This is a genomic window from Nonlabens arenilitoris, assembly GCF_002954765.1.
In the GTDB taxonomy this organism is placed as follows: domain Bacteria; phylum Bacteroidota; class Bacteroidia; order Flavobacteriales; family Flavobacteriaceae; genus Nonlabens; species Nonlabens arenilitoris.
This window is the reverse complement of record NZ_MTPW01000001.1, coordinates 2,300,831-2,327,033: the sequence shown is the minus strand read 5'-3', so window position 1 is coordinate 2,327,033 and position 26,203 is coordinate 2,300,831. Positions and strand designations below refer to the sequence as shown.

The following is a 26,203-nucleotide window of genomic DNA, read 5'->3' as shown; positions in this document are numbered from 1 at the left end:
TTTCTTAACTTAGGCAAGACATTGGAAACTAACCATTAACATACGTCATGTTAACCAGCCTATATAAAGAACAAACAGCCCAAAAACCCACTTTACTACATGATACTTATTTTAACGATTTAAGACGCAAAGAATACTCGCGTCTATGCAATCAACAACATACTTATCTAGATTATACTGGTGGTAATTTATATGCTCAATCGCAAATCGATAAGCATCACTCTTTATTGCTTAATCACGTTTTAGGTAATCCACACTCTGGAAATCCTTCTAGTTTGCTAGCAACTCAATTAGTTCAAGAAGCTCGAGATAAAGTCTTAGCATTCTTTAATGCGAGTGATGACTATCATTGTATTTTTACACAAAATGCTAGTGGAGCCTTAAAGATCATAGGAGAATGTTATTCTCATAGTAAGGATAGTCATCTACTTATGATTGCAGACAATCATAACAGCGTACACGGCATGCGAGAGTATTGCAGCAAGCAAGGTGGCAGCTATAGCTATGCACCTCTTAACTATGAAGATCTTACCATAAGTAGCCAGCATCTTAAAGATAATTTGCAACAATATGTTGAAAAGAAAAATAAACTTTTCACTTACCCGGCACAGTCTAACGTCTCTGGTATAAAACATGATCTAGAATGGATAAATACAGCTCAAGAAAACGGCTGGGATGTTTGTCTAGATGCAGCAGCATATGTCCCTAGTAGCCATTTAAATTTAAAAGAATATCAACCAGAATTTGTCACTGTATCGTTTTACAAAATCTTTGGGTATCCTACAGGGATCGGTTGCTTATTAGTTAAAAAATGTGCCTTTCATAAACTGGATAAAAAATGGTTTGCCGGTGGCACAGTTCAGTATGCCAGTGTCAGTAATCCATTTTACTTTCTAGCAGATGATTATGAACGTTTTGAAAATGGTACAATTAATTATTTAGATATTCCAGCAGTGACCATAGGACTGGACTACATTCTTGACATAGGCATGCAACGTATTAATGAGCGCGTTACCTCTATGACAAAATACTTATATCAATCACTTAAAAACATATATTACAAGGACGGCTCTAGGTTTATACATTTATTTGGTCCATCGTGTCGAGAAACCACAGGTGGCACCATAATCATGAATTTCTTTAAACCAGACGGTGCATTAATTTCGGTTTATGATGTAGAAGAAAAGGCAAATGCCATGAATATATCACTTAGATCTGGCTGTTTCTGTAATCCTGGAATTGATGAACTCAATAATCATATCACAAACGATGGAATAGAGAACGAATTTTATGCGGTTGATGACAGCAATCGTAATAACCTTGTAAAAAAATTAAAGAATATGCGCGGTGCAACTCGAGTGTCTGTGGGCATCGCTACTATTCAAAAAGATCTCGAGCATTACATTCAATTTGTCAAATCAGTCAGAGATGAATTTGATTGTAACTAATCATTTAAGTAATTAGAAAAAGATATTGATAATTTAACTTTAATAGTTTTTACTTATAATGATGTAGTCATAAAAAATATACAAGCACAAAAAGAAACTGATCTAATACCTAATTTTAACCAAAATCTAATTTAAATATTCTACATATGGATTCCTCTAATAATACTAAAGTATGGGACATCAATAATTCTGATGCCTCTTCAAAATGCCCTTTTATGGGAGCTGCAACTGCAAATACAGCCGGTCGCGGTACTCGCAATAAAGACTGGTGGCCTAATCAATTACGGTTAAATGTGCTACGTCAGAACGCACCGCAATCTGACCCGATGGATCCTGACTTTGATTATGTAGAAGCATTTAATAGTCTAGATATGGATGCCTTAAGAAAAGATCTTACTGATCTTATGACAGACTCACAAGACTGGTGGCCAGCAGATTTTGGCCATTATGGAGGCTTTTTTGTAAGAATGGCATGGCACAGTGCTGGTACCTATCGTGTAGGTGATGGTCGTGGTGGATCGTGTTCTGGTAGTCAGCGATTTGCACCTTTAAATAGCTGGCCAGATAATGGTAACCTAGATAAAGCTAGATTGCTATTATGGCCTATAAAACAGAAATATGGAAAAAGCATCTCGTGGGCAGATCTAATGATTCTTACTGGTAATGTTGCTATGGAATCTATGGGATTAAAAAAATTAGGCTTTGCCGGTGGTCGTGAAGACATATGGGAACCAGAGCAAGACATTTATTGGGGTAGCGAGACAGAATGGTTAGGTAATGACGCTCGATATGAGAATGGCGAACTAGAAGGTATGCTAGGTGCTGCACATATGGGATTAATTTATGTAAATCCCGAAGGTCCTAACGGGAAACCAGACCCTATAGGTAGTGCGCACGATATTAGAGAAACCTTTGGCCGTATGGCTATGAACGACTATGAAACGGTTGCCTTGATTGCTGGTGGACATACCTTTGGTAAGGCACATGGTGCCTCAGACCCAGATAAATATATGGGACCAGAACCAGCTGGTGCTCGTATTGAAGAAATGAGTACAGGATGGAACAGTACTTATGGTAAAGGACATGGCGATGACACCACTACTAGTGGTCTAGAAGGTGCATGGACACCTCATCCAGATCGTTGGGATCACGATTATTTTAGAGTATTGCTAGATTATGAATGGGAACTTACAAAAAGTCCAGCTGGTGCGCATCAATGGAGACCTACTGATGCCTCAAATGCAGATCAAGCTCCTATGGCAGGTGATTCTTCTAAACGTCAGGATCTTATGATGTCCACTGCAGATATTGCCTTAAAAACAGACCCAGAATATCTTAAAATTTCTAAACACTTTAGAGATAATCCAGATGAGTTTGAAGATGCTTTCGCAAAAGCGTGGTTCAAATTAACACATAGAGATATGGGACCTACAACTAGATATCTAGGTAACGATATACCAGAGAAAGAAGAACTTTGGCAAGACCCAATTCCTACTGTCACACATGAGTTAATTAATGATGAAGATATTAATCATCTGAAATCTCAAATTTTAGATAGTGGCTTATCTGTTCAAGAATTAATATCAGTTGCATGGGCTAGTGCTTCAACTTATAGAGATAGTGATAAAAGAGGTGGCGCAAATGGTGCAAGAATAAGACTAGCGCCACAAAACCAATGGGAAGCAAACAATCCTAAACGATTACATAAAGTGCTAGATGCTTTATTTGCCGTACAAAATGATTTTAATGTTGCACAAACAGGTGATAAACAAGTATCAATGGCAGACTTAATTGTACTAGGAGGAAATGCTGCTATTGAAAAAGCTGCAAAAGATGCTGGCCATAATGTTACCGTACCATTTACCGCAGGAAGAGCTGATGCCACACAAGAGCAAACTGATGTTGAATCGTTCACTTATCTCGAGCCTCGTGCAGACGGATTTAGAAACTTCTTAGGTAGTGAACAAAAAGCCGCTGGGGAAGATCTACTTATCGATAAAGCAAATCTATTGAGCCTTTCTGTACCAGAAATGACAGTATTAATAGGTGGATTAAGAGCTATGGACACTAACTATGACCACTCTAACTATGGAGTATTCACAGATCGTCCAGGTCACTTAACTAACGATTATTTTATCAATGTTTTAGATTTAAGTACTAAATGGCGATCTAAGTCATCTGCAGATTTATTATTTGAAGGCCGTGATCGCAAAACTGGTGACTTAAAATGGACTGGTACACGTGTCGACCTTATATTTGGTTCAAACACTGAGTTGAGAGCTATTGCTGAAGTTTATGCAAGTAACGATAGTAAAACTAAATTTATAAATGACTTTATCGCTGCATGGAATAAAGTGATGAACCTAGATCGTTTTGATTTAAAGTAACAATCAAAACTTAGCATAAGAAAGGTGGACTATATAGTCCACCTTTTTTATTAATTAATTATTTAATTGACTAATCCTCAGCATCTAATAAGTCAGTTGCAATATGATATCTAGGATCCTCAATACTACTTTCTATAATAGTTTCAAACTCAGGATTGTTTTTGATCAATAGCTGTTTACATTCTGGACTTAAATGAGTTAATTTAATCTCTTTCCCTAGGTCTAGGTACTTATTAGCAACACCTCTTAAAGCTTCTATACCAGAATGATCTTGTACACGAGCTTCTATAAAATCGATTTCAACTTTATCTGGGTCATTTTTAGGATCAAATTTCATATTAAAATCTGTTACTGAACCAAAGAATAATGGACCCCAAATTTCATAAACCTTTGTTCCATCTTCCTTAAGGCTCTTGCGCGCTCTAATACGTTTTGCACTTTCCCATGCAAATACTAAGGCTGATATAATTACACCTACAAATACGGCAATTGCAAGATCAAACACCACCGTTACCACAGATACAATGATTAAAACTAAAGCGTCAGACTTAGGTATTTTACCCAGTATTCTAAAACTAGACCAAGCAAAAGTCTCAATAACCATCATAAACATAACTCCTACTAAGGCTGCAATAGGCACTTGTTCAATGTACTGATCAGTAAAAAGTAAGAAGACTAGTAATGTAAGAGACATCATGACACCACTTAGACGTCCACGTCCACCAGCGTTAATATTAATAACAGTCTGTCCTATCATACCACAACCACCTGTTCCTCCAAAAAGCCCACTTACTATGTTACCAGCTCCTTGCGCAACACATTCCCGATTACCACTACCACGTGTTTCTGTCAGTTCATCAACTAGATTCATCGTCATTAAGGATTCAATCAATCCTACTGCTGCTGCGAGAAATGCATATGGCAATATGAATTTAAAAGTTTCAAAACCTAGTGGTAACTTCTCCCAAAGCTCTGTATTAAAGGTTGGTAATTCTCCCTTAAGACCAGTTCCACCACCATCTCTAATATAAGAACCTACCGTACTCACTCCTTCTATATCGCCTAGTATAACGATAGCCGTAACCACAATAATAGCCGTTAAAGCTGCAGGTATTTTTTTAGTTAGTTTAGGTAATAAAAATACAATCGCCATTGTAAGCGCAACTAGACCTATCATGATATATAGCTGTGATCCTTCCATATAACTTGCGACATAATCAGTCACACCATTCTCATCAACAACAGCAGTTCTATTTCTAAACATTTTTACCTGTGCCCAGAATATCACAATAGCCAGACCATTAACAAATCCCATCATTACAGGATGTGGAATTAATCGCACAAACTTCCCTACTTTAAAAACACCAGCTAGAACTTGAATAATACCCATTAAAATTACAGCAGCAAACAGGTAGATATATTGCATATTATCCACAGGCACTTCCATGGCAAGACCTTTCTCGTGACCTTCAATAATTAAATCTGCAAAAATTACTGCAACAGCACCAGCTGCACCAGATATCAATCCTGGTCTACCGCCAAAAAGAGCTGTAATCAAACCTATCATAAAAGCTCCAGAAAGAGCTACTAAGGGATCAATACCTATTACAAAAGCAAATGCTACCACTTCTGGTATCATTGCTAGAGAAACGGTGATTCCTGAAAGAATATCGTCTTTTGGATTTTTAGTAAAGTTATTGAAGATCTTACGCATGATGCTTGATTTTTAAGCGTGCAAAAATACGTCTTTAAAAAGAATATCGAGAATTACGCTTTCGCGAAAGCGAATTGAATAAATTCATGGAGTTCTTCAATTATTAATTATTTGCGAGTGAATTATTGAAGCTTAAATACCTAAATGATCCTGATCACAGTAATAATCGTGTAGGCTTAAGTTTTCACAATGCTTCTCAGCAATTAATGGAGATTGATTTTTATAAGCATTTTTTCTAAAAATTTCAATTAGGTTGAATAATGATTTTACGGGATTTTTCATAATGTATCGTTTTAAGATTAATGATGATACAAAGATGATAAGATCACTGAGTAATATGTAGATCTGTTGTTCCCTATCAATGATTGATTTTTCCCTATAAACTAAAAGCCACGATTTAAATTCATAAATAGTGGCTTTCATTAAATAGATAAGAAAATTGTATTAATATCTTCTTCTGGGCTTATTAGCTCCAGCGTTTTTAGATCCACCAGATTTAGGTTTACCATTATTAGATCCACCACTACGTTGTGGTCTGCGACCACGTTGCCCTTGTTTTTTCAAACTAGGCTCTGCAGCGTCTTCCATTTTAAAAGGAAAGTCGTGCTCTTCTATCACTGGGATTTGTTGCTGTATTAATTTTTCAATATCCTTTAAGAATGGTCTTTCTTCTAGCATACAGAATGAGACAGCCAGACCACTAGCACCTGCTCTACCAGTACGACCTATACGGTGTACATATGATTCTGCAACGTTAGGTAAATCATAATTCACTACATAGCTCAACTCATCTATATCAATACCACGTGCAGCAATATCTGTTGCCACTAGTGTTTGAATCTTCCCGTCTTTAAAATCACCTAGCGCTCGTTGTCTAGCTGCTTGTGATTTATTACCATGTATGGCTGCACTACCTATTCCTGCTTTTTCTAGATCTTTAACAATCTTATTAGCTCCATGTTTAGTACGTGAAAAAATAAGTGTAGAGTCTAATAATTTAGTTTCAAGCAGTTCTATCAATAGATCTGTCTTATTCTTTTTATTAACGTGATAGATTTGTTGTTCTACTTTCTCTGCTGTCGTTTTTTCAGGTGCGATAGTCACACGCTCAAAATCACCTAAGATTTGTCTAGATAACTCTACAATAGTTTTAGGCATGGTAGCACTAAAGAAAAGCGACTGTCTCTCATGAGGCAATAATTTCAGTAGTTTTTTAATATCATGGATAAAACCCATATCCAGCATTTGATCTGCTTCATCTAGGACAAAGTATTCAATATGCTTTAAGGTAATAAAACCTTGATTAATTAAATCTAGTAATCTACCAGGTGTTGCGACTAGAACATCGATACCACTTTTAAGTCTATTGACTTGTTGTGCTTGTTTAACACCACCGTAAATAACCGTATTTCTAATATCAGTATACTTTGCATAGGCCTTGAAATTCTCATCAATTTGTATAGCAAGTTCTCGTGTAGGTGTTACTACTAGTGCTTTAATAGGTCTGCGCCCTTTAGGCGGTGCACCGTTATATAAATGTTGTAAAATTGGAATTGAAAACGCGGCTGTTTTACCGGTACCTGTCTGTGCAACTCCTAATAAATCTTTCCCTTTTAATAAAACAGGAATGGATTGCGCTTGAATAGGTGTAGGATTTTCATATCCTTGGTCTTGCAGCGCACGCAAGATAGGCTCTACGAGCCCTAGTTCTTTAAATGTCATGAATTGTATTAAGCTACAAAGGTAAACTAATTAAGCTGGGCAAACGTGCCCAGCTTATTATTGTATTTGCAATGAGTAAAAACGCTCATCGGTATAAGAGCATAAAGAATCTCCATCTTCTAATGGACCGTCATCATCATCAAACACTAGATATTGTGGTTCTACTTCTAGAAAAACTTCTATACTGTATCTACCAGGTGACTGTGGTGTACCGAAAATATACAAGTCCTGTCCTACAAATTCATAATCCATTCCAGCGGGCAAACCAGTTACTGTAAAATAATACCAGTAATCGCGGTCTCTAGGTTCGTTTCTAATTTCGGCTCTAATAAAGTCTTCATAGTAAACGCCTTCTCTACCATCTACAAAGTCCGTATGAGGTAAGTGTGGACGTGTGTTAACAATACAGTCTGTGACAGGATCACAGCTCATCATTACCGTAGTCGTAAGTATCAATAAAATAAGTATTGTAAAATTTTTCATAATCCTGGCTTTAATTAGCTATATCAAAACCTTTGCCAGAATGATTTTACTCACCTCAGGATTTACTTACTCACCAGCGCTTTGCTCTAACTCTTTAAGCAACTCATCATAATCGATTTGTAAACCACTATCATCACTCTCTACGTCATATTCTAACTGCTGGATCGTTTCAACCGATTGATAAAAAGCTGGAAAATAGCGATCTCTTCTATCTGTTAATGTCCAGCAAGTGATATAAAATATATCATGATCACTTTCAATAGTTGTGATTATGTAGGATACATTAAGACCATCAATAGAAGCGTTTGCCTCTACTATCATAGCAGGCATATCATTAATAACCGTTGTAGTTTTTTCTTTTACTACATCATAACTAAAAGACTCTGTCATGGACTCTAATTGCATGTCCATGTAATTCTCTGCATAAGAAAGACTATCATTTCCCATACCTAGAATTTCACTAGCAAAATCAAAATCAGACTTCGACTCGGCCATGACGATCATGTAAGTCTCACGGAACATGTTTTGCATTTGCATCTCTGCATCCTCATTTAAATCATCAGTTTCTGTTAAATAACCTGGGACTTTAATACTAAATTTTTTACTTTCAAACAGCTTGAAATCTTGCTCTATATCTAGTTTCTCAGCTTTATTAGATCCACCTAAACAGCTAGACAAAGTCGTTAATAATACAAAGATGAAGGATGCTTTTAATAGAGTTTTCATGAAATGGGATAAAAGGTTGGTTAATGGTTACGCTTGTGCGAAAAAAGTATTTACAACACAAATGTACTATTATTTGAGTCCTTTTATACAACCGCACACTACTACTCTATTTACATCTCAAAATACTTCATAAAAAGAACAGTTGGTATCATCAACACACCATTATATAAGGCATGAAACAACATAGAATAAAGCAATCCAACCTTCACACGTATCAATCCTAGAAATAAACCAGTCACAATTTGTGGTCCAGTAATGATGGGTAATAGTAATATGGTCGTTAAGTTAACGCCATAGTTTGAGATATGTACTGCACCAAAGGCTAAGGCAAATAAATAAAATATCCATCTAAAATCACTACGATCTACCGTATGGAAAAGTGTTATAGGTGCTCTAAAAATTAATTCTTCTAGCAATGGCGCTAGCACAACAGCTGCTATCAATATAAAATAGACAGACTCGTTCTTTACCATATCCATGACCGCATGCTTATCAGTGTCAATAAGGCCTAGACCTTCAATTCCATAAATAAGTATAGAAAAAGCAACATTACATACCATAATCATCCAGAACGATGTCCAGAATAGTTTTACCTTTTGAGCATTGAAAACATTATCACCTTTAAGGCAATCGGGATTTTTAAAGTAATCGAGAATATCTTGAACCATCTAACTTATTTTAAAAGTTAGTATTGGATAAAGCCCATTTGTTACAGTTGGGTTATTGGGTTATTGAGTTATTGGGTAATTGGTGATTGGAACGTCACAAATCTAAATTCAAAGGTTGCAACGATAACCTATCGTGATTGTGACCGTTTCTATGCTTGCAATAGAGTCTTTATAGATTGCAATTCATCCACTACCAGCCACCGCTAGCACCACCACCACCAAAGCCGCCGCCGCCAAAGCCACCACCAAAACCGCCGCCAGAAGATCCACCACCAAAGCCGCCACCGCCAAAGCCGCCGCCCATACTACCGCGGCCCATATTACTTAAAATGATGACATCTAGTAAAGATGGACTACCGCCACCGCGACCACCATTATTACGGTTATTTTTACTAGCACTTAAAATGATAAAAAAGAGAAAAATCCCAAAAATGATCAAAGAACTCCATGGAAAATCTTCTTTAGTAAAATCTCGAGATTCTGTAAATTCTCCAGTTAGAACTTTAAAAATAGCTTCTACACCATCGTTAAGACCAGCATAATAATTACCCGTTTTAAACTGTGGTATCATCACACGATTGATTATGCGTTCAGACAATAAGTCTGTCATACGGTATTCTATACCATAACCGGTTGATATATCGACTTTACGATCTTCTACAGCCAGTAAAATAACGATTCCATTATCTTCCTTTTCCTGGCCTATGCCCCATTGTTGTCCCCATTGTGTGGACACCATTGAGATATCATCGCCTTTAGTAGAGGCAACGATAAACACTACAATTTGTGTAGATGTAGAGTCTGCATAGCGCAGTAATTTATTTTCTAGCGATACACGCTGCGACTGGTCCAGCAAACTGGCATAATCATACAGTGATGTCTGTAAATTATCTACCGGTTTTGGCGGAATGATAAATTGCCCATATGCCTGTAAAGTAACCAGCAACAACAACCCTATAATTAAATGGAGCTTCTTCATTAACTAGTCGTTATCTCATCTGGTAATTCATTGACATCATCTACATCCCACGGGAAATAGCACGCTAGCTGTTCACCGGTAAGGTGTATGGCATCTATAAGGCCTTGGTGAAATACGCTTTCGCGAAAGCGTGATACCAACAACTCTTTAATACTTACCCAAAAATCGTCTCCTACATGCTGGTGGATCCCATGATCACCGATAATGGCAAATTTGCGATCTGTAACAGCGATGTAAAATAGGATACCGTTTTCATCCTTTGTATTATCCATTTTAAGTAGATGAAAAATCTCTTGCGCACGTGCATAAGCGTCACCAGCGCAGTGAGACTCGAGATGGACTCTTATCTCACCACTTGTGGTACGTTCTGCCTTTCTAATAGCGGCAATGATTTGCTGCTCTTGTGCGGCCGTGAGAAAATCTTCTACTTTAGATCCCATAGAACTAGTTGAATAGATCTTCTACAACAGGTGCGGTTTCTGATCCAGCCTCTGCCTGGAAATATGGCGAACCAGTAAAGCCAAACCATGATGCATAGAATCTACCTGGTATCATACCTATGTGTGCGTTATATGCTTTAACGTCACCGTTGTAGCGGTTGCGCTCTGTATTGATACGATTTTCTGTACGTTCTAGCTCGTTGATGAGTTCTAGGAAATTCTCGTTTGCCTTTAAGTCTGGATAGTTCTCATAGGTGGCGAGTAAACGTCCTAGTCCAGAACTTACCGCGCCTTGTGCCTGAGAGAATTCTTGAATTTGCTCACTGGTTAAGTTTGATGCATCGACGTTAATAGAAGTTGCTTTGGCACGAGCTTCTATCACTTGCGTCAGTGTTTCCTGTTCAAACTCTGCATATTTTTTGGCCGTTGCGACTATGTTAGGGATAAGATCTGCACGACGTTGATAACTGCTTTCTACATTTGCCCATTGTGCTTGTACATTTTCTTTAAGTCCTATCGCACTGTTATACCAGCTGTATGCATTAATCGCTATAATCACAGCGATAACCGCTACACCTATTAATCCTAATCCTGCGCAGCCTAAACCCGCAAATTTTGCTTTACTCATATTCTTTTATTTAATGTAATTGATTGGTATCTTATTGAGGCATAAAGTTACAAAAAAGAATGGTGGACTGTTAAAAGGAAAGGTGATGTTGCATGCTATCCGACTAAGGTTAGTTTTGTATCTGTTAAACGCTTTTTGCGATCTTAATACTGTAGATTTATTATTATAGAGAATACTATATTCCTGTTGAAACAGCAGATAACTTTGCTATGGATTCATAAAAAAAGACCTGATTGCTCAGGTCTTTTTAAATATAAAATGGAAAGTGGTTTAAGCTTTATTTCCCATAAGAAGTAGCTCGCTGCATACAATCTCTGTAACGTATCTTTTGATACCATCTTTATCTTCATAAGATCTAGAGGTCAATTTACCTTCTACACCTATTTGGTTGCCTTTTTGAACGTACTGCTCTACAATGTCTGCAGTTTTTCCCCAGGCGATAATGTTGTGCCATTGGGTATCATTTACTAGCTCGCCTTGCTTATTTTTATAACGATCTGTTGTTGCGATAGAGAATTTTGCCAGTTTATTACCAGAGTCTAAAACTTTGATTTCTGGAGTCTGACCTAGGTTACCGATTAACTGTACTTTGTTTCTTAATGTGCTCATAATTAAATTGTTTTTGTATGGATTAAATTAGTTTATGTATCGTGACATCACAGTTTGTTTGTTGATGACGGTGCAAATATGTGACGGGTTAAAAGTTGTATAAGTATTTTAAACGTTTGTTTACGTTTATTTACGTTTGTAATGGTTTAAATCGCTTTTAAGTCATTAAAATACTACTTTACAGCATTTTAATAATTAAGATGAGTTTTTAATAAAAACCAATTGATAAAGTTGTAAAATTGGTTTTAGAACAAGTTAACAACATTATATGAACCCAGGTACAGTCTCAAAAATACTATGGCATTTTACAGGTGGTCCCTTATGGAATGAGATTCTAAATAAGCAAGAAAATCAACCAAAACCAGTAGAATTAAGCTATGATATCTTAATTAAAATTCTTGAATGACAAGAACTTCGCATTAGCAAGTATTCGGAATTAATTCGTGTCTTGGTACCTGAAATACCATTTTGGAATTGGGAAGAAAAAAAAATAGATGTAAAATATAATACTGAACAAACTATAAAGTCCTCAAAAGTAGCTTGTTTAGCTGATATACCAATTCAACATCTTGACTACCATTCTAAACGTTATGGAAAGTTCGCTATTGGATTTCACAGAGATTCAGCAATCAAAAATAACTTTAATCCTGTTTTTTATAGTTTACAGAATTCACCTATTATGAACTCCATATACTCTGGTTTATCAATAATTAATTCTTCTACTGAAACATATCATATTAAATCTGAAATAAAAAGAATCGATAATTTACTAGACGATATTAAAAAAGAAAGTTTTAGACCGAAAAATGAAACTAATCTTACCTCATTTAGTTGGATAGATATTAAATCTAATCTAGAATATCAAGTTGACAACTTGGAGAAAGAAATCAAAGCTACGAAAGAAAGTTTGTCGGATTTTGTAGCATTCGTAAAAACGTTTAACGATGAAGAGTTTAATTCTATTTATTGTGAAAGAGAATGGAGAACTCTTAATCCATTCAATTTTTCATTTGATGACATTGCAATGATTGTTTTACCTAGAAAAGGAGGATTCTTTGAAAACCTAATACAACAAGAGATTATCCCAAGACAAATTTCTATTATGGCATGGGAAGACTTAGTAGAACATTAAAACACTTATCAACAAAACACTAAATTGAACAAATCATTTTGTGCAATCATATAATCAAACTAAAAGGAGCTAGATGGGAATATTTGACAAAATTTTTGGAAGCAAAAAAGAGAAGTCTTCTGAAAACTCAACAAATCAAGACATGAGATTAGAGTATAATGTCATGAAAAATATCTCAATAGGTAAAAGTCTTAAATATGAGAACTCTGAACAATTCAAACCAATTGAAAATGGTATTTATCAAGATTTAAAAGATAATGATGATACAAAATACCGAATGACTATTTGTTATGAATTAGAACCTGATAATGAAACCAACAACCAATATCCGCTAGAAGATATATTAGATAAGTATTATCTATATGTTGCTGACTTTTTAGAAACTGAAAACCATACAGAACCTAATAAATTTAAGCTTGAACTGGCTGGAGAATTAAAAGACATTAAAAATGGTCAAGAAATAATAGGTAAGAAAATATATAATCAAGAATTTGAAGACGTTGATGGACAGATAAGAGTACATCTAAAAATTGAGTAAAACTATAGATAAATTCAATTTTACAATTTTAAACAGACTTGTCCTAAATTGAAAGGTGATTAATTTTTCACTGTAATATATATAATAAACTATACGGTACGCATATCACGCAAGCACATCTAGTCCCTATAATTTACCTTTTAAGTGATTTAAAAATTCACTGTAATGATCTAATTCTAGAGGGACATCGGCATTTTTTTCCATATCGTGAAAGTGATGTGTTGCTAACAATTGTATTCCTGTAAAAGCATTCATTTTGTGAAATCCAAACATGACTCCATTGTCTACACTTCTTTGATCAAAAAATTCATTTTCTAAAGTAAAAGCTGTTTTAGGAGCATTCCAACTGGTAGTCAGTACATATTTTTTTCCATGCATTAAACCACCAGTTCCGTAATTGATATTTGGATTTTTTCTACTTCTTCCATCGCTGGTATAAATACCATTTTGGTGACCTTCTGTAAAAACTTCATCTATGTATTTTTTGAAGCCAAAGGGAATTTGAAACCACCATATAGGTGTATGATAAATGACAAGGTCTGCCCATTTAAACTTTTCGACCTCATCTTTGGCATTATATGGATCTCCTACTTGGGTAAATTTAACTTCAAAACCATCTAAAGATTTAAAAAATGAAATAGTCGTATTAAAAAGGGTTTCATTAAATCGACCTCCAGAATGTGCAAATGGATGACTTCCATTAATTATAAATATGTTTTTCATAGATCTCTTATTTTATTCTGAGACAAAATTAAGTTGACACTATTTATTATAAAAATAATACAAATCATACCTTTGTATTAATATTTTAATAACTATGGTGAATTTAGAGTGGTATAGGACATTTAAAGAAATATATGAAAATGGAACGTTGACCAAAGCTTCTGTTGCCTTATATGCATCACAACCAGGAGTTAGTGTACACTTAAATGCTTTAGAAGCGTATGTAGGTAAGAAGTTATTTGAAAGAACATCAAGAAAAATGATTCCAACAGAAGATGGGAAATTTTTATATGAATATATTATTGAGTCTTTAAATAAACTAGAGATAGCAGAGCAACATTTTAAAAAAACGACTCAAGAAAAAATCCTTCTTTAAATATTGGGATGTGTTCAGAAATGTTTCAGCTTATTATTGAACCTGAAATTCCAAACCTAAACTTTGATCTAGTCGCTAGGTTTGGAGCACATACAGATTTAATAAAAGATCTTAATAATGGAATATTAGATTTGGTTATCACACCTAATAAACAGAATGAAAAAAGATCTTTGGTGGAATACCTTCCTTTTTCAAAAGAAAGAATTGTCTTGATCGCAGGAAATAAAACAAATACTGATGACATTCAAAGTCTTATCAATGCTAATCAATTTGATGAATTAGAAGAAGAACTACTCAAAAATGTATGGTATAGCTCATCAAACGAAATGGAACATTTCAGACGTTTTTGGTTTGAGAATTTCAATAAAAAGCCTGCCTTCAAACCCAACTATATTTTACCCAATATTACTTCCATTATTAGATGTTTAAACAATGGAAAAGGATTAGCTTTAGTTCCAGATTTCTTATGTCAAGAAGAAATTCGAAGAAACGAAATTGAATTGGTTTGGAATGGAAAAGTAAAAACAGAAAACACCTTATATTTTGCATCTAGAACAGATTTGAAATATAAAACAGAACTAGATATTATTCAAAATATATTTAAATCAAAAATGAAATCTATGTCTTAATATAAAGACTTGAGAAGAAATAATTTATCAAAAAGAAACTAGAGTAAAACCACTTACCAACCATACTTCAAGCTTCTTTATCTTTACCATTCCAAAAATTTAGATTTCAAATACCATTGAGTAACGAGCAGCAACATCATTTTTGCTGGACCAGCTGTCCAGATTGTCAAGGTAGAGGCAAAAAAAGTGGCCGCTTGCGCAAAAAAGATAAGTTAGCTTATCAAAAAGCTTTAGAGCAATTTGAAAACAGCGATCAAAAAGGCATTGCTCCTACCCGACCTAAAGCACATTTACACATTTGCAAAACCTGCCATGGAAAAGGTATTAACCCTTCAACAAATTTCCCAACACCTGATGTAGAGAACTATCCGCACGTGGCTATTATCGGCGGTGGAATCGGTGGTGTGGCACTGGCAGTAGCCTGCTTACATCGCGGCATACCATTTACTTTATACGAACGTGATAGTAGTTTTGATGCAAGATCACAAGGTTATGGATTAACCTTACAACAAGCTAGTAAAGCGATTGAAGGCTTAGGAATCCAAACGCTTAAAGATGGAGTGATATCCACAAAACATGTGGTACATACACCTGAAGGTCATGTTGTCGGTGAATGGGGAATTAGAAAATGGTTGCCATCAGAAAACAAACCATATCCAAAACGAACCAATATTCATATTGCGAGACAATCCCTTAGATTAGAATTAATCAATCAATTAGGTGGATCTCAACATATTCAATGGAATCATCAATTAATCGATGTCCAAATTGCTCCAGAAAACGGTGGAATATTGACTTTTAATATCGACGGAGAAAAGAAAACCGTTCAAGCAGATTTAATTGTAGGCGCAGATGGAATACGTAGTACAGTGCGCAAACACCTTATAGGTGAAGAACGCACACCTTTAAGATACTTAGGCTGTATTGTGATTTTAGGTATTTGCCCATTGGACCAACTTAAGAATGTGGAAAGTTCTTTATTAGATTCGGCTACGGTTTTTCAAACTGCTAATGGAAATGAGAGAATCTATATGATGCCATATGATGCTCATTCTGTAATGTGGCAACTCAGTTTCCCGATGTCAGAACAAGAGGCTAAAAATTTAAGTTTAAAAGGTACTCAAGCCCTTAAGACTGAAGCCCAATTAAGAACTCTATGGCATGATCCTATTCCGCAAATTCTGGAAGCTACTAAAGAATCAGACATTACCGGCTATCCTGTTTATGATCGTGAATTGTTAAATCCAGACTTATTAAGTCATAGTAAAATGGTGACCTTAATTGGTGATGCGGCACATCCTATGAGTCCATTTAAAGGACAAGGTGCAAATCAAGCTTTACTGGATGCTTTATCCCTAGCACGCAGTATCACAATAGGTTGCAGACCACAATCCAACTGGCGAGAAGTAGGATTAAAGAAAAATGTCTTAGAAAAATTTGAAACTGAAATGCTTCAACGTACCGCTACTAAAGTGAGAGATTCGGCTGCCGCAGCACAATTTCTACATTCTGATATTGTACTTCATGAAGGTGATGAACCTAGAGGTCGTTGTCTGAAAAGGAAATAATATAACAAGCCCAATTCCAGACAGATGCTATGCTTAATTGAACATAAGTGAGGTATTTGATAATTATTAGTTAAAAGCTTTTTTAATACTAAACGGTTGGTTAGTTTTGTATGGTATTAGAAATAATGGCTAGAAAAAAGGAATATATCGAGAGTGAAGTCATTGAAAAAGCGATGACTCTTTTTTGGCGTAATGGCTATGAGAATACCTCTATGCAAATGCTAGAGAAAGAAATGGGCATTAATAAATTTTCTATTTATTCAAGTTTTGGCAGCAAACATGGCGTCTTTATAGAAAGTCTAAAAAGCTACAAAACTAAGGTCAAAGATGTATTTGATAAACTGAAAAACGCTTCAAATGGTGTTGAGGATATCAAACAATTCTTCTATGATTCTGTTCAGTTAGGTCGCGATAATGAAAAATCAGAAAAAGGTTGTTTAATCACAAACACCTATAATGAGTTTTCTCAAAGCCCAGATGAATTAATTAAAGAACAGATGAATGCTTTTATGAATGACCTTAAAGAGGTATTTATAGAAAAATTGAGAATGGATGCATCTAAGAATGAAGAAACCATTCAAAAACAGGCTAATTTTTTATTGTTAGCTAAGCATGGTCTAGCCGCTGCTTCTAGAGTAAACAGCACCAAAGAAATTGAAGATTACATCGAGATGACATTCGATAGATTGTAATATATTTTTTACCCTATAACTAAACGATTGTTTAGTTATAATTAACATAAATTAAAAATTAAAATTATGACCACTTTAAAAGTTCACAACATTGAGAGCGCACCAGAAGAAAGCAAAGCTTTACTAGAGAATTCTCAAAAAGCATATGGAATGATACCAGGTTTACACGGTGTACTAGCTGCTTCTCCACAATTATTAAAGGCATACCAGCAATTACATGAACTGTTTGTAAACTCATCATTTAATGAAGATGAATTAACTGTTGTATGGCAAACTATTAATGTAGAGCATGCCTGTCATTACTGTGTACCAGCACACACTGGTATTGCAAAAATGATGAAAGTAGACGATAGCATCACAGATGCTTTACGTAATGAGACTCCTTTAGAAGACTCAAAATTAGAAGCACTACGTAACATGACTTTATCTGTAGTACGCAATCGCGGTAATGTATCTCAAGAAGACTTAGACGCATTTTATGCTGCAGGTTATGGAGAGAGACAAGTATTGGACATCATTCTAGGAATGTCACAAAAAGTAATCAGTAATTATACAAATCACATCGCACATACTCCTGTTGATGCTGCATTTGAAAAATTTGCATGGAAAAAATAAATTGTTGATTCCCTAAATCTCAATTTATTACAATAAGCCTTCCGTTTAAGTGCGGAAGGTTTATTAACTTACTAAAATAAATATCATTATTATGATTAAAGTATCTGTAATGTATCCTAACGGTAAAGACGTTCAGTTTGATACAGATTATTATAAAAATAGTCATTTACCTATGATTTCTAAATCATTAGGTAAAGATTTAAAAGGACTAGAATTTGAAGTAGGAATTGCAGGAAGACAGCCTGATGAACTAGCTCCCTATGTTGCAATCGCGCATTTACTGTTTGACGATGTCGCTAGTTTTAAATCTTCGTTTGCTCCACATGCTGCAACATTTGCTGCTGATGTAAAAAACTATAGCAATGTTGATGGTGAATTACAAATTAGCGAACTTATAACTCTATCCTAATGGCTGAGAAATTAAAAATTGATATTGTATCTGATGTGGTCTGTCCATGGTGTACCATAGGCTATAAAAGATTAGAAAAGGCTATTGATGAATTAGGTATTCAAGATCAAGTCGAAATAGAGTGGCAACCATTTGAATTGAATCCTAATATGCCCATTGAAGGTCAAAACCTTAATGAACATATCACTGAAAAATATGGTTCCACTAAAGAACAGCAGCAAGCTTCTAAAAAACATATGATAGAGGCTGGAGCAGAACTAGGTTTCACCTTTGACTACTTTGACGAGATGCGCATGGTCAACACCTTTAATGCTCATATCTTACTTGAGTATGCAAAAGAATTTGGTAAGCAAACTGAGTTAAAAATGCAGCTTACAAAAGCCTTTTTTAGTGATCGTAAAGATGTTTCTCAACACGATGTTTTAAAAGAAGCATTGACTTCAGTAGGTCTTAATGCTACAGAAGCTTTAGCTCTAATCGATCAACCTGAAGCACAACAAGAAGTTCGAAAAAAGGAACAATTCTGGCAAAACTTAGGAGTAAGTTCGGTTCCTACAATAGTATTCAATAGAAAAAGCGCTGTTTCTGGTGCACAACCAGTAGATATTTTTAAACAAGTACTATCTGAAATCATTGCAGAATAATATCCAATCTCAACTATAAAAAAAGAAAAATGGAAACCAAAAATGGAGCATTAGACCGTTTACTAGAGCCACAGCGCGAGGCAGGAATTGCAAAATTTACAGCCGAAAAGAATAAAATCTATAATGATGGTATTGAAAGTGTTGCAAATTCAGGTGTTTTAGAAAATGCATTAAACATAGGTGATAAAGCCCCAAATTTTGAACTTAAAAATGCTATAAATCAGTCCATTTCTCTGTATAATCAGCTAGAAAAAGGCCCAGTTATTTTAACTTGGTATAGAGGTGGATGGTGTCCATATTGTAATATTACATTGCACTATTTGCAAGAAATATTACCTGAGTTTGAAAAGTTCAATGCTCAATTAATTGCACTAACACCAGAACTACCTGACAATTCACTGAACACAGCTGAGAAAAATAATTTGAAATTCAACGTTTTAAGCGATATAGGAAACACCATAGGTAAAGAATACGGTGTAGTTTATCAATTAACTGATGATGTTGCTGCGATATATGAAGCTGGGTTTAAATTAAGTGAGAAAAATGGTGATCATAGTAATGAGTTACCACTTGCTGCAACTTATGTCATTGATCAAAAAGGAATTATTCAATATGCTTTTTTAGATGCAGATTATAAAGAAAGAGCAGAAGGAACAGATATACTAACTGCATTAAAACATTTAAAAGCATAGATAAATCATTTGAACATGAAACCTAAAATCAAGCCTAAAGTATTATTCTTTGACGTCAATGAGACTTTGTTAGACCTTACACAAATGAAAAAACAGGTTTCAGAGGCCTTAGGTGGAAATGATCATTTATTACCGCTGTGGTTTACAACGATGTTACAATATTCACTAGTAATGTCTGCGAGTGGTCGATATGAACCTTTCGGTCATATAGGTGCGGCAGCTTTACAGATGGTCGCTGCAAATCACGATATTAAGATGACCGAAGAAGAGGCTAGAAATCTTGTCATTAATGGATTGCGCAACTTACCACCACATCCCGAAGTTAAAGAAGCCTTATCAAAATTAAAAGAAGCTGGATACACATTAGTTTCTCTTACTAATTCATCTGATAAAGGTGTACAACATCAATTTAAAAACGCTGGATTGAATAGCTATTTTGATCGCAGACTAAGTATTGAGCCCGTAAAAAAGTTTAAGCCTTTTACCGATACTTATGATTGGGCTGCAAATCAACTTCACGTACAGTCAGAAGACTGTATGTTAATAGCTGCTCATGGTTGGGACGTTGCTGGTGCTCTATGGGCTGGATGGCGTGCCGCATTTGTAAGTAGACCAGGACAACAACTTTTTCCACTAGCTCCACAAACGGAAATCAACGCTCCAGATTTACTGAAAGTGGCAGATTTATTAGTAGCATACCATTAAACTGTTTATTTCAGTGATTTACGATATTGACAGTTCTTATTATTTGAGAGAAGTCAGATAAATGTAAAAGTTAAAACATGTATTAATTCTTATATTTCGCCTTGTTTATACCATACTCATTTTTCAAAATCCATATATGCAGATTCTCATTTCCATTTTAATAGGTTTTATCGCTTTAATTCACGTCTATATTTTATGGTTTGAAATGTTTGCTTGGGAAACTAAAGGCAGAAAAGTATTTAAAAGTTTCCCCAAAGAATTATTTGCTCCTACTAAATCCATGGCTGCAAATCAAGGCTTATACAATGGTTTTCTAGCCGCCGGATTGATATGGAGTTTATTAATCACAGATGATATATGGCAATCATATGTGGCCCTATTTTTTCTTGCATGTGTAGCCATCGCTGGTATTTATGGTGCTTTAACAGTAGAACGCAAAATCCTTTTTGTACAAACTATTCCTGCTGTGATTACTATTTTACTAATATTGATATTTTAAAAAGAGATTAATGAATCAGAATTACCCAGAACTCAGGCCTTGGGGAATGGAACTCAACCAATTTTGCATGTTTATGCATCTTTCTCAATTTGCAGGTTATATCGTTCCTTTAATAGGTATTGTATTACCTATTGTAATGTGGTTAACTAATAAAGATCAATCTCATGTAGTTGATCAACATGGTAAGCATATTGTTAACTGGATGATTAGCTCTTTTATATACGTCATTATAGGTCTAATTTTAACTTGTGTCATTATTGGCATACCATTACTAGTAGGATTGGGAATATTAAGCATCGTTTTCCCTATCATAGGAGCTGTAAAAGCTGCTGAAGGTAGTTTTTACAAATATCCTATCACCATAAAGTTTATAGCTTAATACCTGTTTAGAAAAAACGATACTCGTCAAATAACCTCATCATGGGAACCTATAATTGATCCTTTATTTTTAACAGCTCTGCCTTAACATGCTCTAGTTTTTTGATGATCTCTAGATTAGACAATTCATTTTTATGAGACTTCATATATTCTCGTGCTCCTTCTAGAGTAAAACCACGCTCTTTTACCAGATGATAGATGGTCTGTAAGTTCTTCACATCTTCTTTAGTAAACTTGCGATTACCTCTCGAGTTCTTTTTGGGCTGTAAAATATCAAACTCCTTTTCCCAGAATCTAATTAATGACGCATTAACCTGAAAAGCTTTAGTAAGCTCTCCCATAGAATAATACAACTTATCTGGCAGGTCTATATACATTAGTCTAACGAGATGTTTTCTTGTTGAGAAGCTTTCAATAATAAGTTGAACTCTTCTGGAGTTAAATTACCATAGTAGAAGTTAATAGGATTGATACGCTCCTTATCTTTAAACACTTCATAATGTAAATGCGGTGCCTGGGAACGACCTGTACTACCTACATAACCTATAATATCACCACGCTTAACACGTTGCCCTACTCTAACATTATAAGGTTTATTCTCTCTTAAGTGAGCATATAAAGACACGTATCCAAAACCGTGGTCAATACGTATATGATTACCATATCCAGCACTATTAGCATCTGCCCTATCCACTACTCCATCTCCAGTAGCAAATACTGGAGTACCTCGCGGTGCGGTAAAGTCCATACCATAATGGAATTTGCGTGTTTTATTAAATGGATCAGTACGATATCCATAACCACTCGCCATGCGTGTTAAATCTTCATTACGCACTGGTTGTATCGCAGGAATAGAAGCTAAAAGCTCTTCTTTACTTTTGGCTAGCTCTTCAATCTCATCCAGTGATTTAGACTGTATAGCTACACGCTTTTTCAATTTATCTATAGACTCTTTAAGACCTATAATTTTTTTAGAACTATCATAACCTTCAAAATCCTTATAGCGATTCACACCACCAAAACCCGACTGTCGCTGCTCATCAGATATAGGTGCCGCATCAAAATAAATGCGATAAATAGAATTATCTCGCTCTTCTACATTTTTAATCACCTTTGCTAGATCATTGACATCTTCTTGCGACTCTTTAAGACTTAATTTAAGAAACTCGTTCTCACGCTTCAATTTACGCGCTTGCGGCGATTCATAAAACTGTGAAGCCAGATTAAAAAACAAAAAACCAAACAATGCACTGGCCACTGTAAACAGCGCTATTTTTCTAAAAGTATTGCGTTTGCGCTTCTCTACTTTGCGGTAAGAAAGCGTTTCTGCATCATAGTAATACTTGACCTTTGACATATGGTATAAAGTGCTATTTTTGTGTCGTTAAATGGATTGTTTTAATAACGCATAAAGAAGGTAATTGTTACGCTTTCGCGAAAGCGAATACTCAACAACCCAACTACTCCATTTCAACAAAAATAACAAATTACCATTAACCGCTTTTAAAGCTGCACATGAAATCACAACAGATACGACAAACGTTCCTAGACTTTTATAAATCCAAGCAACATGAGGTTGTGGCCAGTGCGCCTATGGTGATTAAAAACGACCCGACTTTAATGTTTGTCAACGCAGGTATGAATCCTTTTAAAGAATACTTTTTAGGGATAAGTGAGTCTAAACATAGTCGTATCGCAGATTCTCAAAAGTGTTTGCGTGTAAGTGGTAAACATAACGACCTCGAGGAAGTAGGTGTTGACACCTATCACCACACGATGTTTGAGATGTTAGGGAACTGGAGTTTTGGCGATTACTTTAAAAAAGAAGCAATTGCTTGGGCCTGGGAATTACTGACTGAAGTTTATAAAATTGACAAAGACTGTTTATACGTCACCATATTTGAAGGAGATGCCAGTGAAAATCTAGAGCGCGATACTGAGGCTTATGATTACTGGAAAGAATTTATTGCAGAAGATAGAATCCTTAATGGTAATAAGAAAGATAACTTCTGGGAAATGGGTGATCAAGGTCCTTGTGGTCCATGTTCAGAAATCCACGTGGATATTAGAACCGCTGAGGAAAAAGCTGCTGTAGATGGCGCTAGTCTGGTAAACGCAGACCATCCACAAGTTGTAGAAATATGGAATCTAGTGTTCATGCAATTCAACCGCATGGCAGACGGATCTCTTAAAAACCTACCAGCACAACATGTAGATACAGGAATGGGATTTGAACGTCTTGCTATGGTTATGCAAGGTGTGCGATCTAATTATGATACCGATGTATTTACACCGTTAATACGTGAAATAGAAACCATCACTGGTCATGCTTATGGTAAGACAGAACAAGAAGATATTGCTATACGAGTTATTGCAGACCATGTGCGTGCTGTATCCTTCTCTATTGCAGACGGGCAACTACCATCTAATAATGGTGCAGGTTACGTAATCCGTAGAATCTTGCGACGTGCGATACGTTATGGATTTACCTACCTGAATAAAAAAGAGCCATTTATATATATGCTGGTGAATACACTAGCAAAACAAATGGGTGATGCTTTTCCAGAGCTTAAATCACAAAAGAATTTGATTCTTAACGTGATTAAAGAAGAAGAGCAATCGTTTTTGCGTGCACTGGATCAAGGACTAGTCCTTCTCGATTCCATGATTACTGCAGCAAAAAGTAACTCACAGAATATCATCGACGGGAATAAGGCATTTGAGCTTTATGATACCTATGGTTTCCCCATAGACTTAACCGCATTAATCTTGCGTGAAAAAGGGATGGAACTAGATGAGGCTGGATTTGAGAAAGCGATGGCTGCTCAAAAACAACGATCACGTGCTGCTAGTGAAACCACAACTACTGACTGGACAGAATTGCGCAGTGATGATACTCAAGAATTTATAGGATATGATAAACTTGAAGCAGATGTGCGCATCTCTCGTTACCGTAAAGTAACGACTAAAAAAGATGGTGATTTGTATCAACTCGTCTTTAACATGACACCTTTTTATGGAGAAAGTGGTGGACAGACTGGTGATAAAGGATATCTAGAAAGCACCAGTGGTGATACTGTTTACATAATAGATACTAAGAAAGAAAACGGACAGACCGTACATCTGACTAAAAATTTACCTAAAGATTTAGAAGGCTCTCATAAAGCTGCTGTAGATGTAAATCAACGTCATAGAACAAGCTCTAACCATACAGCCACTCACCTATTACATCAAGCATTGCGCAAGGTATTAGGTGATCATGTAGAACAAAAAGGTTCTATGGTACGTAGCGCGAGTTTGCGTTTTGACTTTTCACATTTTGCAAAGGTGACACCAGAACAATTACAAGAAGTAGAAAACTTTGTAAATGCCCGTATACGTGAGCAATTACCACTTGAAGAAAATAGAACCAATACCTATGACGCCGCTGTTGAAGATGGTGCTATGGCTTTATTTGGTGAGAAATATGGTGATGTGGTACGTACTATAAAGTTTGGTAATAGTTATGAACTTTGTGGTGGAACGCATGTTCCAAACACTGCCGATGTATGGCATTTTAAAATCATGAGTGAAGGAGCTGTTGCGGCAGGTATACGTCGTATTGAAGCTATATCTAGTGATGCTGTAAAAGATTTCTTTGCGGAACAGTCTAGACATTTTGATGAAATCAAAACCATCTTAAAATCTAATACTAAAAATCCTGCTGAGGCAATTGCTCAACTACAAGATGAGAACGTAGCACTTAAAAAGGAAATAGAACAACTTTTAAAAGCCAAAGCCGGTAATTTAAAAGGTAATTTAATAGCAAGCGCACAAGATATCAATGGTGTCAACTTTATCGCGACACAAACAGATCTTGATGCTAAATCTGTAAAAGAACTAGCTTTTGAAATTGAACGCGAGATGGACAACCTTTTCCTTATTATCGGAGCAAGCGATGGAGAGAAAGCAACCTTAACCGTTATGATTTCAAAGAATCTTGTAGAAGAAAAAGATCTTAACGCTGGATCTATAGTTCGCGAACTAGGAAAGCACATTCAAGGCGGCGGTGGCGGACAAGCACATTTTGCAACTGCTGGAGGAAAAAATCCTAGTGGAATTGCGGCAGCACTTGATGCAGCTAAGGAGATGATTTAAATGGATATCGTTAAGGAGAAAATAACTCTAGAAGACAATTTAATAGGCCTTTTTTATAAAGCACAGCATTCTAAGGAGTATCAAGCAAAACTTCTAAAAACTAGACTTACTTTTCCATTAATTTGGACAGCGTTGGTAATTGTTCTTTTTATAATAAATGATACCATAAGTTGGATTGGAATTATACTATTGCTATTTAGCATATTGTGGTTTTTCTTTTACCCAATACGTTATAAGCGGTTACACATCAAACATTATAGAAAATATCTTGAAAACAAGAAAAAGGAATTAGGCGACAGCTATACCGAAGAAGATATATTTTATCTAAATCAAACTGATTTTAAAATTAATAGTGATGGAGTTGAATTAATTATCCCTATTTCTCGCATCGAAAAATTAGTTGAATTAAATACCCATCTCATTCTATTTATAAAAGCTGGAGGATTGATAGCTTTCAATAAAACCTCTGATAACTACGATAAACTCGATGACTATTTAAAATCTATAAATATTCCTATAGAACAGGATTTAAACTGGTCGATGTAGTTTATTAAAAGTATGAAAGGTGTATACTATAGTCTGCACCTTTTTTTTCTGAACCTCAAAAATTTTGTAACGTTTCATTGACTTATCAGACTGATTAAGTTATATGGGATCTGGCG

General features: G+C 35.5%; 31 protein-coding genes. 18 read left to right on the top strand and 13 right to left on the bottom strand.

Annotation, left to right across the window (positions count from 1 at the left end; all coding sequences use genetic code 11):
* Positions 1 to 47 precede the first annotated feature (47 nt).
* Both BST92_RS10280 and katG read left to right on the top strand, forming a co-directional pair.
* A complete protein-coding gene (locus tag BST92_RS10280; RefSeq protein WP_105071367.1) occupies positions 48 to 1,448 on the top strand; it encodes an aminotransferase class V-fold PLP-dependent enzyme in 1,401 nt (466 codons plus the stop codon).
* 146 nt (positions 1,449 to 1,594) lie between these two features.
* On the top strand, positions 1,595 to 3,835 hold the full coding sequence (gene katG / locus BST92_RS10275) for a catalase/peroxidase HPI (protein WP_105071366.1): 2,241 nt from the start codon (positions 1,595 to 1,597) through the stop codon (positions 3,833 to 3,835).
* A 70-nt stretch (positions 3,836 to 3,905) separates the two neighbouring features.
* Here katG and BST92_RS10270 read toward each other — a convergent pair whose 3' ends face one another.
* The 10 genes from BST92_RS10270 to BST92_RS10230 all read right to left on the bottom strand — a co-directional run bounded on the left by BST92_RS10270 (position 3,906) and on the right by BST92_RS10230 (position 11,804).
* On the bottom strand, positions 3,906 to 5,549 hold the full coding sequence (locus BST92_RS10270) for a SulP family inorganic anion transporter (protein WP_105071365.1): 1,644 nt from the start codon (positions 5,547 to 5,549) through the stop codon (positions 3,906 to 3,908).
* Between the two features lie 132 nt (positions 5,550 to 5,681).
* Entirely contained in the window at positions 5,682 to 5,831 is a 150-nt protein-coding gene (locus tag BST92_RS15030) for a hypothetical protein (RefSeq protein ID WP_170061739.1), read from the bottom strand.
* A gap of 162 nt (positions 5,832 to 5,993) precedes the next feature.
* Positions 5,994 to 7,271, bottom strand: a complete 1,278-nt coding sequence (locus BST92_RS10265; RefSeq protein WP_105071364.1) for a DEAD/DEAH box helicase — start codon at positions 7,269 to 7,271, stop codon at positions 5,994 to 5,996.
* A gap of 57 nt (positions 7,272 to 7,328) precedes the next feature.
* Positions 7,329 to 7,754 carry a hypothetical protein gene (locus BST92_RS10260; protein ID WP_105071363.1) on the bottom strand — a complete coding sequence of 142 codons (426 nt, stop codon included), beginning with the start codon at positions 7,752 to 7,754 and terminating at the stop codon, positions 7,329 to 7,331.
* 66 nt (positions 7,755 to 7,820) lie between these two features.
* Positions 7,821 to 8,480: a hypothetical protein gene (locus BST92_RS10255; protein ID WP_105071362.1), complete on the bottom strand. Its 660-nt coding sequence runs from the start codon at positions 8,478 to 8,480 to the stop codon at positions 7,821 to 7,823.
* Between the two features lie 110 nt (positions 8,481 to 8,590).
* A complete protein-coding gene (locus BST92_RS10250; protein ID WP_105071361.1) occupies positions 8,591 to 9,148 on the bottom strand; it encodes a CPBP family intramembrane glutamic endopeptidase in 558 nt (185 codons plus the stop codon).
* 190 nt (positions 9,149 to 9,338) lie between these two features.
* Positions 9,339 to 10,127 (bottom strand): TPM domain-containing protein, encoded by a 789-nt coding sequence (locus tag BST92_RS10245; RefSeq protein WP_105071360.1) that lies wholly within the window; start codon positions 10,125 to 10,127, stop codon positions 9,339 to 9,341.
* Positions 10,127 to 10,567 (bottom strand): TPM domain-containing protein, encoded by a 441-nt coding sequence (locus BST92_RS10240; protein WP_105071359.1) that lies wholly within the window; start codon positions 10,565 to 10,567, stop codon positions 10,127 to 10,129. The genes BST92_RS10245 and BST92_RS10240 overlap by 1 nt, the downstream gene beginning before the upstream one ends.
* 4 nt (positions 10,568 to 10,571) lie before the next feature.
* Positions 10,572 to 11,195: a LemA family protein gene (locus tag BST92_RS10235; protein ID WP_042287854.1), complete on the bottom strand. Its 624-nt coding sequence runs from the start codon at positions 11,193 to 11,195 to the stop codon at positions 10,572 to 10,574.
* Positions 11,196 to 11,465: 270 nt separating this feature from the next.
* Complete coding sequence (locus BST92_RS10230; RefSeq protein WP_006797161.1) at positions 11,466 to 11,804, bottom strand: single-stranded DNA-binding protein; 339 nt, start codon at positions 11,802 to 11,804, stop codon at positions 11,466 to 11,468.
* 268 nt (positions 11,805 to 12,072) lie between these two features.
* Here BST92_RS10230 and BST92_RS15025 point away from each other — a divergent pair, with 268 nt between their 5' ends.
* The 3 genes from BST92_RS15025 (at position 12,073) to BST92_RS10220 (ending at position 13,474) form a co-directional block, all read left to right on the top strand.
* Positions 12,073 to 12,210 carry a hypothetical protein gene (locus BST92_RS15025; protein WP_170061738.1) on the top strand — a complete coding sequence of 46 codons (138 nt, stop codon included), beginning with the start codon at positions 12,073 to 12,075 and terminating at the stop codon, positions 12,208 to 12,210.
* Positions 12,211 to 12,252: 42 nt separating this feature from the next.
* Complete coding sequence (locus tag BST92_RS10225; RefSeq protein WP_170061737.1) at positions 12,253 to 12,936, top strand: abortive infection system antitoxin AbiGi family protein; 684 nt, start codon at positions 12,253 to 12,255, stop codon at positions 12,934 to 12,936.
* 142 nt (positions 12,937 to 13,078) lie between these two features.
* Positions 13,079 to 13,474 (top strand): hypothetical protein, encoded by a 396-nt coding sequence (locus BST92_RS10220; protein ID WP_146105143.1) that lies wholly within the window; start codon positions 13,079 to 13,081, stop codon positions 13,472 to 13,474.
* A gap of 126 nt (positions 13,475 to 13,600) precedes the next feature.
* Here BST92_RS10220 and BST92_RS10215 read toward each other — a convergent pair whose 3' ends face one another.
* A complete protein-coding gene (locus BST92_RS10215; RefSeq protein ID WP_105071356.1) occupies positions 13,601 to 14,197 on the bottom strand; it encodes an NAD(P)H-dependent oxidoreductase in 597 nt (198 codons plus the stop codon).
* 94 nt (positions 14,198 to 14,291) lie between these two features.
* Between BST92_RS10215 and BST92_RS15455 the strand changes: the two genes are divergently transcribed.
* The 11 genes from BST92_RS15455 to BST92_RS10165 all read left to right on the top strand — a co-directional run bounded on the left by BST92_RS15455 (position 14,292) and on the right by BST92_RS10165 (position 21,405).
* Entirely contained in the window at positions 14,292 to 14,573 is a 282-nt protein-coding gene (locus BST92_RS15455; protein ID WP_342747864.1) for a LysR family transcriptional regulator, read from the top strand.
* Between the two features lie 8 nt (positions 14,574 to 14,581).
* Positions 14,582 to 15,202, top strand: a complete 621-nt coding sequence (locus tag BST92_RS10210) for a LysR family transcriptional regulator substrate-binding protein (protein ID WP_342747863.1) — start codon at positions 14,582 to 14,584, stop codon at positions 15,200 to 15,202.
* Positions 15,203 to 15,318: 116 nt separating this feature from the next.
* Complete coding sequence (locus BST92_RS10205; RefSeq protein WP_105071355.1) at positions 15,319 to 16,770, top strand: FAD-dependent oxidoreductase; 1,452 nt, start codon at positions 15,319 to 15,321, stop codon at positions 16,768 to 16,770.
* A 110-nt stretch (positions 16,771 to 16,880) separates the two neighbouring features.
* Positions 16,881 to 17,462: a TetR/AcrR family transcriptional regulator gene (locus BST92_RS10200; protein ID WP_342747861.1), complete on the top strand. Its 582-nt coding sequence runs from the start codon at positions 16,881 to 16,883 to the stop codon at positions 17,460 to 17,462.
* A 66-nt stretch (positions 17,463 to 17,528) separates the two neighbouring features.
* Complete coding sequence (locus tag BST92_RS10195; protein WP_105071353.1) at positions 17,529 to 18,077, top strand: carboxymuconolactone decarboxylase family protein; 549 nt, start codon at positions 17,529 to 17,531, stop codon at positions 18,075 to 18,077.
* A 91-nt stretch (positions 18,078 to 18,168) separates the two neighbouring features.
* On the top strand, positions 18,169 to 18,486 hold the full coding sequence (locus BST92_RS10190; protein WP_042287847.1) for an EthD family reductase: 318 nt from the start codon (positions 18,169 to 18,171) through the stop codon (positions 18,484 to 18,486).
* Complete coding sequence (locus tag BST92_RS10185) at positions 18,486 to 19,130, top strand: DsbA family oxidoreductase (RefSeq protein ID WP_105071352.1); 645 nt, start codon at positions 18,486 to 18,488, stop codon at positions 19,128 to 19,130. The genes BST92_RS10190 and BST92_RS10185 overlap by 1 nt, the downstream gene beginning before the upstream one ends.
* A 29-nt stretch (positions 19,131 to 19,159) precedes the next feature.
* Positions 19,160 to 19,822, top strand: a complete 663-nt coding sequence (locus BST92_RS10180; protein WP_105071351.1) for a peroxiredoxin-like family protein — start codon at positions 19,160 to 19,162, stop codon at positions 19,820 to 19,822.
* A 15-nt stretch (positions 19,823 to 19,837) separates the two neighbouring features.
* Complete coding sequence (locus BST92_RS10175; RefSeq protein WP_105071350.1) at positions 19,838 to 20,527, top strand: haloacid dehalogenase type II; 690 nt, start codon at positions 19,838 to 19,840, stop codon at positions 20,525 to 20,527.
* Positions 20,528 to 20,663: 136 nt separating this feature from the next.
* Complete coding sequence (locus BST92_RS10170; RefSeq protein WP_105071349.1) at positions 20,664 to 21,026, top strand: DUF1304 domain-containing protein; 363 nt, start codon at positions 20,664 to 20,666, stop codon at positions 21,024 to 21,026.
* Positions 21,027 to 21,036: 10 nt separating this feature from the next.
* Positions 21,037 to 21,405, top strand: coding sequence for a DUF4870 domain-containing protein (locus BST92_RS10165; protein WP_105071348.1), 369 nt, complete (start codon positions 21,037 to 21,039; stop codon positions 21,403 to 21,405).
* Positions 21,406 to 21,454: 49 nt separating this feature from the next.
* On the opposite strand, the gene BST92_RS10160 is transcribed toward BST92_RS10165, so the two are convergent.
* Entirely contained in the window at positions 21,455 to 21,781 is a 327-nt protein-coding gene (locus BST92_RS10160) for a MerR family transcriptional regulator (RefSeq protein WP_036581266.1), read from the bottom strand.
* The gene (locus tag BST92_RS10155) at positions 21,781 to 22,761 is read right to left on the bottom strand and encodes a M23 family metallopeptidase (protein WP_105071347.1); all 981 of its coding nucleotides are present in this window, start codon (positions 22,759 to 22,761) and stop codon (positions 21,781 to 21,783) included. Before BST92_RS10155 ends, BST92_RS10160 begins: the two co-directional genes overlap by 1 nt.
* A 158-nt stretch (positions 22,762 to 22,919) precedes the next feature.
* On the opposite strand from BST92_RS10155, the gene alaS reads away from it, so the two are divergent.
* Both alaS and BST92_RS10145 read left to right on the top strand, forming a co-directional pair.
* Positions 22,920 to 25,541 (top strand): alanine--tRNA ligase, encoded by a 2,622-nt coding sequence (alaS, locus tag BST92_RS10150; protein WP_105071346.1) that lies wholly within the window; start codon positions 22,920 to 22,922, stop codon positions 25,539 to 25,541.
* Entirely contained in the window at positions 25,542 to 26,087 is a 546-nt protein-coding gene (locus BST92_RS10145; RefSeq protein WP_105071345.1) for a hypothetical protein, read from the top strand.
* The last annotated feature ends 116 nt before the right edge of the window (positions 26,088 to 26,203 follow it).

Bases quoted from the DNA above. Each gene is read 5' to 3' on its own strand.
- BST92_RS15455 (WP_342747864.1), top strand. From the start codon at position 14,292: ATGGTGAATTTAGAGTGGTATAGGACATTTAAAGAAATATATGAAAAT.
- BST92_RS10145 (WP_105071345.1), top strand. From the start codon at position 25,542: ATGGATATCGTTAAGGAGAAAATAACTCTAGAAGACAATTTAATAGGC.
- BST92_RS10185 (WP_105071352.1), top strand. From the start codon at position 18,486: ATGGCTGAGAAATTAAAAATTGATATTGTATCTGATGTGGTCTGTCCA.
- BST92_RS10230 (WP_006797161.1), bottom strand. From the start codon at position 11,804: ATGAGCACATTAAGAAACAAAGTACAGTTAATCGGTAACCTAGGTCAG.
- BST92_RS10260 (WP_105071363.1), bottom strand. From the start codon at position 7,754: ATGAAAAATTTTACAATACTTATTTTATTGATACTTACGACTACGGTA.
- BST92_RS10255 (WP_105071362.1), bottom strand. From the start codon at position 8,480: ATGAAAACTCTATTAAAAGCATCCTTCATCTTTGTATTATTAACGACT.
- BST92_RS10165 (WP_105071348.1), top strand. From the start codon at position 21,037: ATGAATCAGAATTACCCAGAACTCAGGCCTTGGGGAATGGAACTCAAC.
- BST92_RS10215 (WP_105071356.1), bottom strand. From the start codon at position 14,197: ATGAAAAACATATTTATAATTAATGGAAGTCATCCATTTGCACATTCT.
- BST92_RS10245 (WP_105071360.1), bottom strand. From the start codon at position 10,127: ATGAAGAAGCTCCATTTAATTATAGGGTTGTTGTTGCTGGTTACTTTA.
- BST92_RS10180 (WP_105071351.1), top strand. From the start codon at position 19,160: ATGGAAACCAAAAATGGAGCATTAGACCGTTTACTAGAGCCACAGCGC.
- BST92_RS10280 (WP_105071367.1), top strand. From the start codon at position 48: ATGTTAACCAGCCTATATAAAGAACAAACAGCCCAAAAACCCACTTTA.
- BST92_RS10220 (WP_146105143.1), top strand. From the start codon at position 13,079: ATGAGATTAGAGTATAATGTCATGAAAAATATCTCAATAGGTAAAAGT.
- BST92_RS10265 (WP_105071364.1), bottom strand. From the start codon at position 7,271: ATGACATTTAAAGAACTAGGGCTCGTAGAGCCTATCTTGCGTGCGCTG.
- BST92_RS10155 (WP_105071347.1), bottom strand. From the start codon at position 22,761: ATGTCAAAGGTCAAGTATTACTATGATGCAGAAACGCTTTCTTACCGC.
- BST92_RS10235 (WP_042287854.1), bottom strand. From the start codon at position 11,195: ATGAGTAAAGCAAAATTTGCGGGTTTAGGCTGCGCAGGATTAGGATTA.
- alaS (WP_105071346.1), top strand. From the start codon at position 22,920: ATGAAATCACAACAGATACGACAAACGTTCCTAGACTTTTATAAATCC.
- BST92_RS10240 (WP_105071359.1), bottom strand. From the start codon at position 10,567: ATGGGATCTAAAGTAGAAGATTTTCTCACGGCCGCACAAGAGCAGCAA.
- BST92_RS15030 (WP_170061739.1), bottom strand. From the start codon at position 5,831: ATGAAAAATCCCGTAAAATCATTATTCAACCTAATTGAAATTTTTAGA.
- BST92_RS10210 (WP_342747863.1), top strand. From the start codon at position 14,582: ATGTGTTCAGAAATGTTTCAGCTTATTATTGAACCTGAAATTCCAAAC.
- BST92_RS10175 (WP_105071350.1), top strand. From the start codon at position 19,838: ATGAAACCTAAAATCAAGCCTAAAGTATTATTCTTTGACGTCAATGAG.
- BST92_RS10270 (WP_105071365.1), bottom strand. From the start codon at position 5,549: ATGCGTAAGATCTTCAATAACTTTACTAAAAATCCAAAAGACGATATT.
- BST92_RS10160 (WP_036581266.1), bottom strand. From the start codon at position 21,781: ATGTATATAGACCTGCCAGATAAGTTGTATTATTCTATGGGAGAGCTT.
- katG (WP_105071366.1), top strand. From the start codon at position 1,595: ATGGATTCCTCTAATAATACTAAAGTATGGGACATCAATAATTCTGAT.
- BST92_RS15025 (WP_170061738.1), top strand. From the start codon at position 12,073: ATGAACCCAGGTACAGTCTCAAAAATACTATGGCATTTTACAGGTGGT.
- BST92_RS10195 (WP_105071353.1), top strand. From the start codon at position 17,529: ATGACCACTTTAAAAGTTCACAACATTGAGAGCGCACCAGAAGAAAGC.
- BST92_RS10190 (WP_042287847.1), top strand. From the start codon at position 18,169: ATGATTAAAGTATCTGTAATGTATCCTAACGGTAAAGACGTTCAGTTT.
- BST92_RS10250 (WP_105071361.1), bottom strand. From the start codon at position 9,148: ATGGTTCAAGATATTCTCGATTACTTTAAAAATCCCGATTGCCTTAAA.
- BST92_RS10200 (WP_342747861.1), top strand. From the start codon at position 16,881: ATGGTATTAGAAATAATGGCTAGAAAAAAGGAATATATCGAGAGTGAA.
- BST92_RS10170 (WP_105071349.1), top strand. From the start codon at position 20,664: ATGCAGATTCTCATTTCCATTTTAATAGGTTTTATCGCTTTAATTCAC.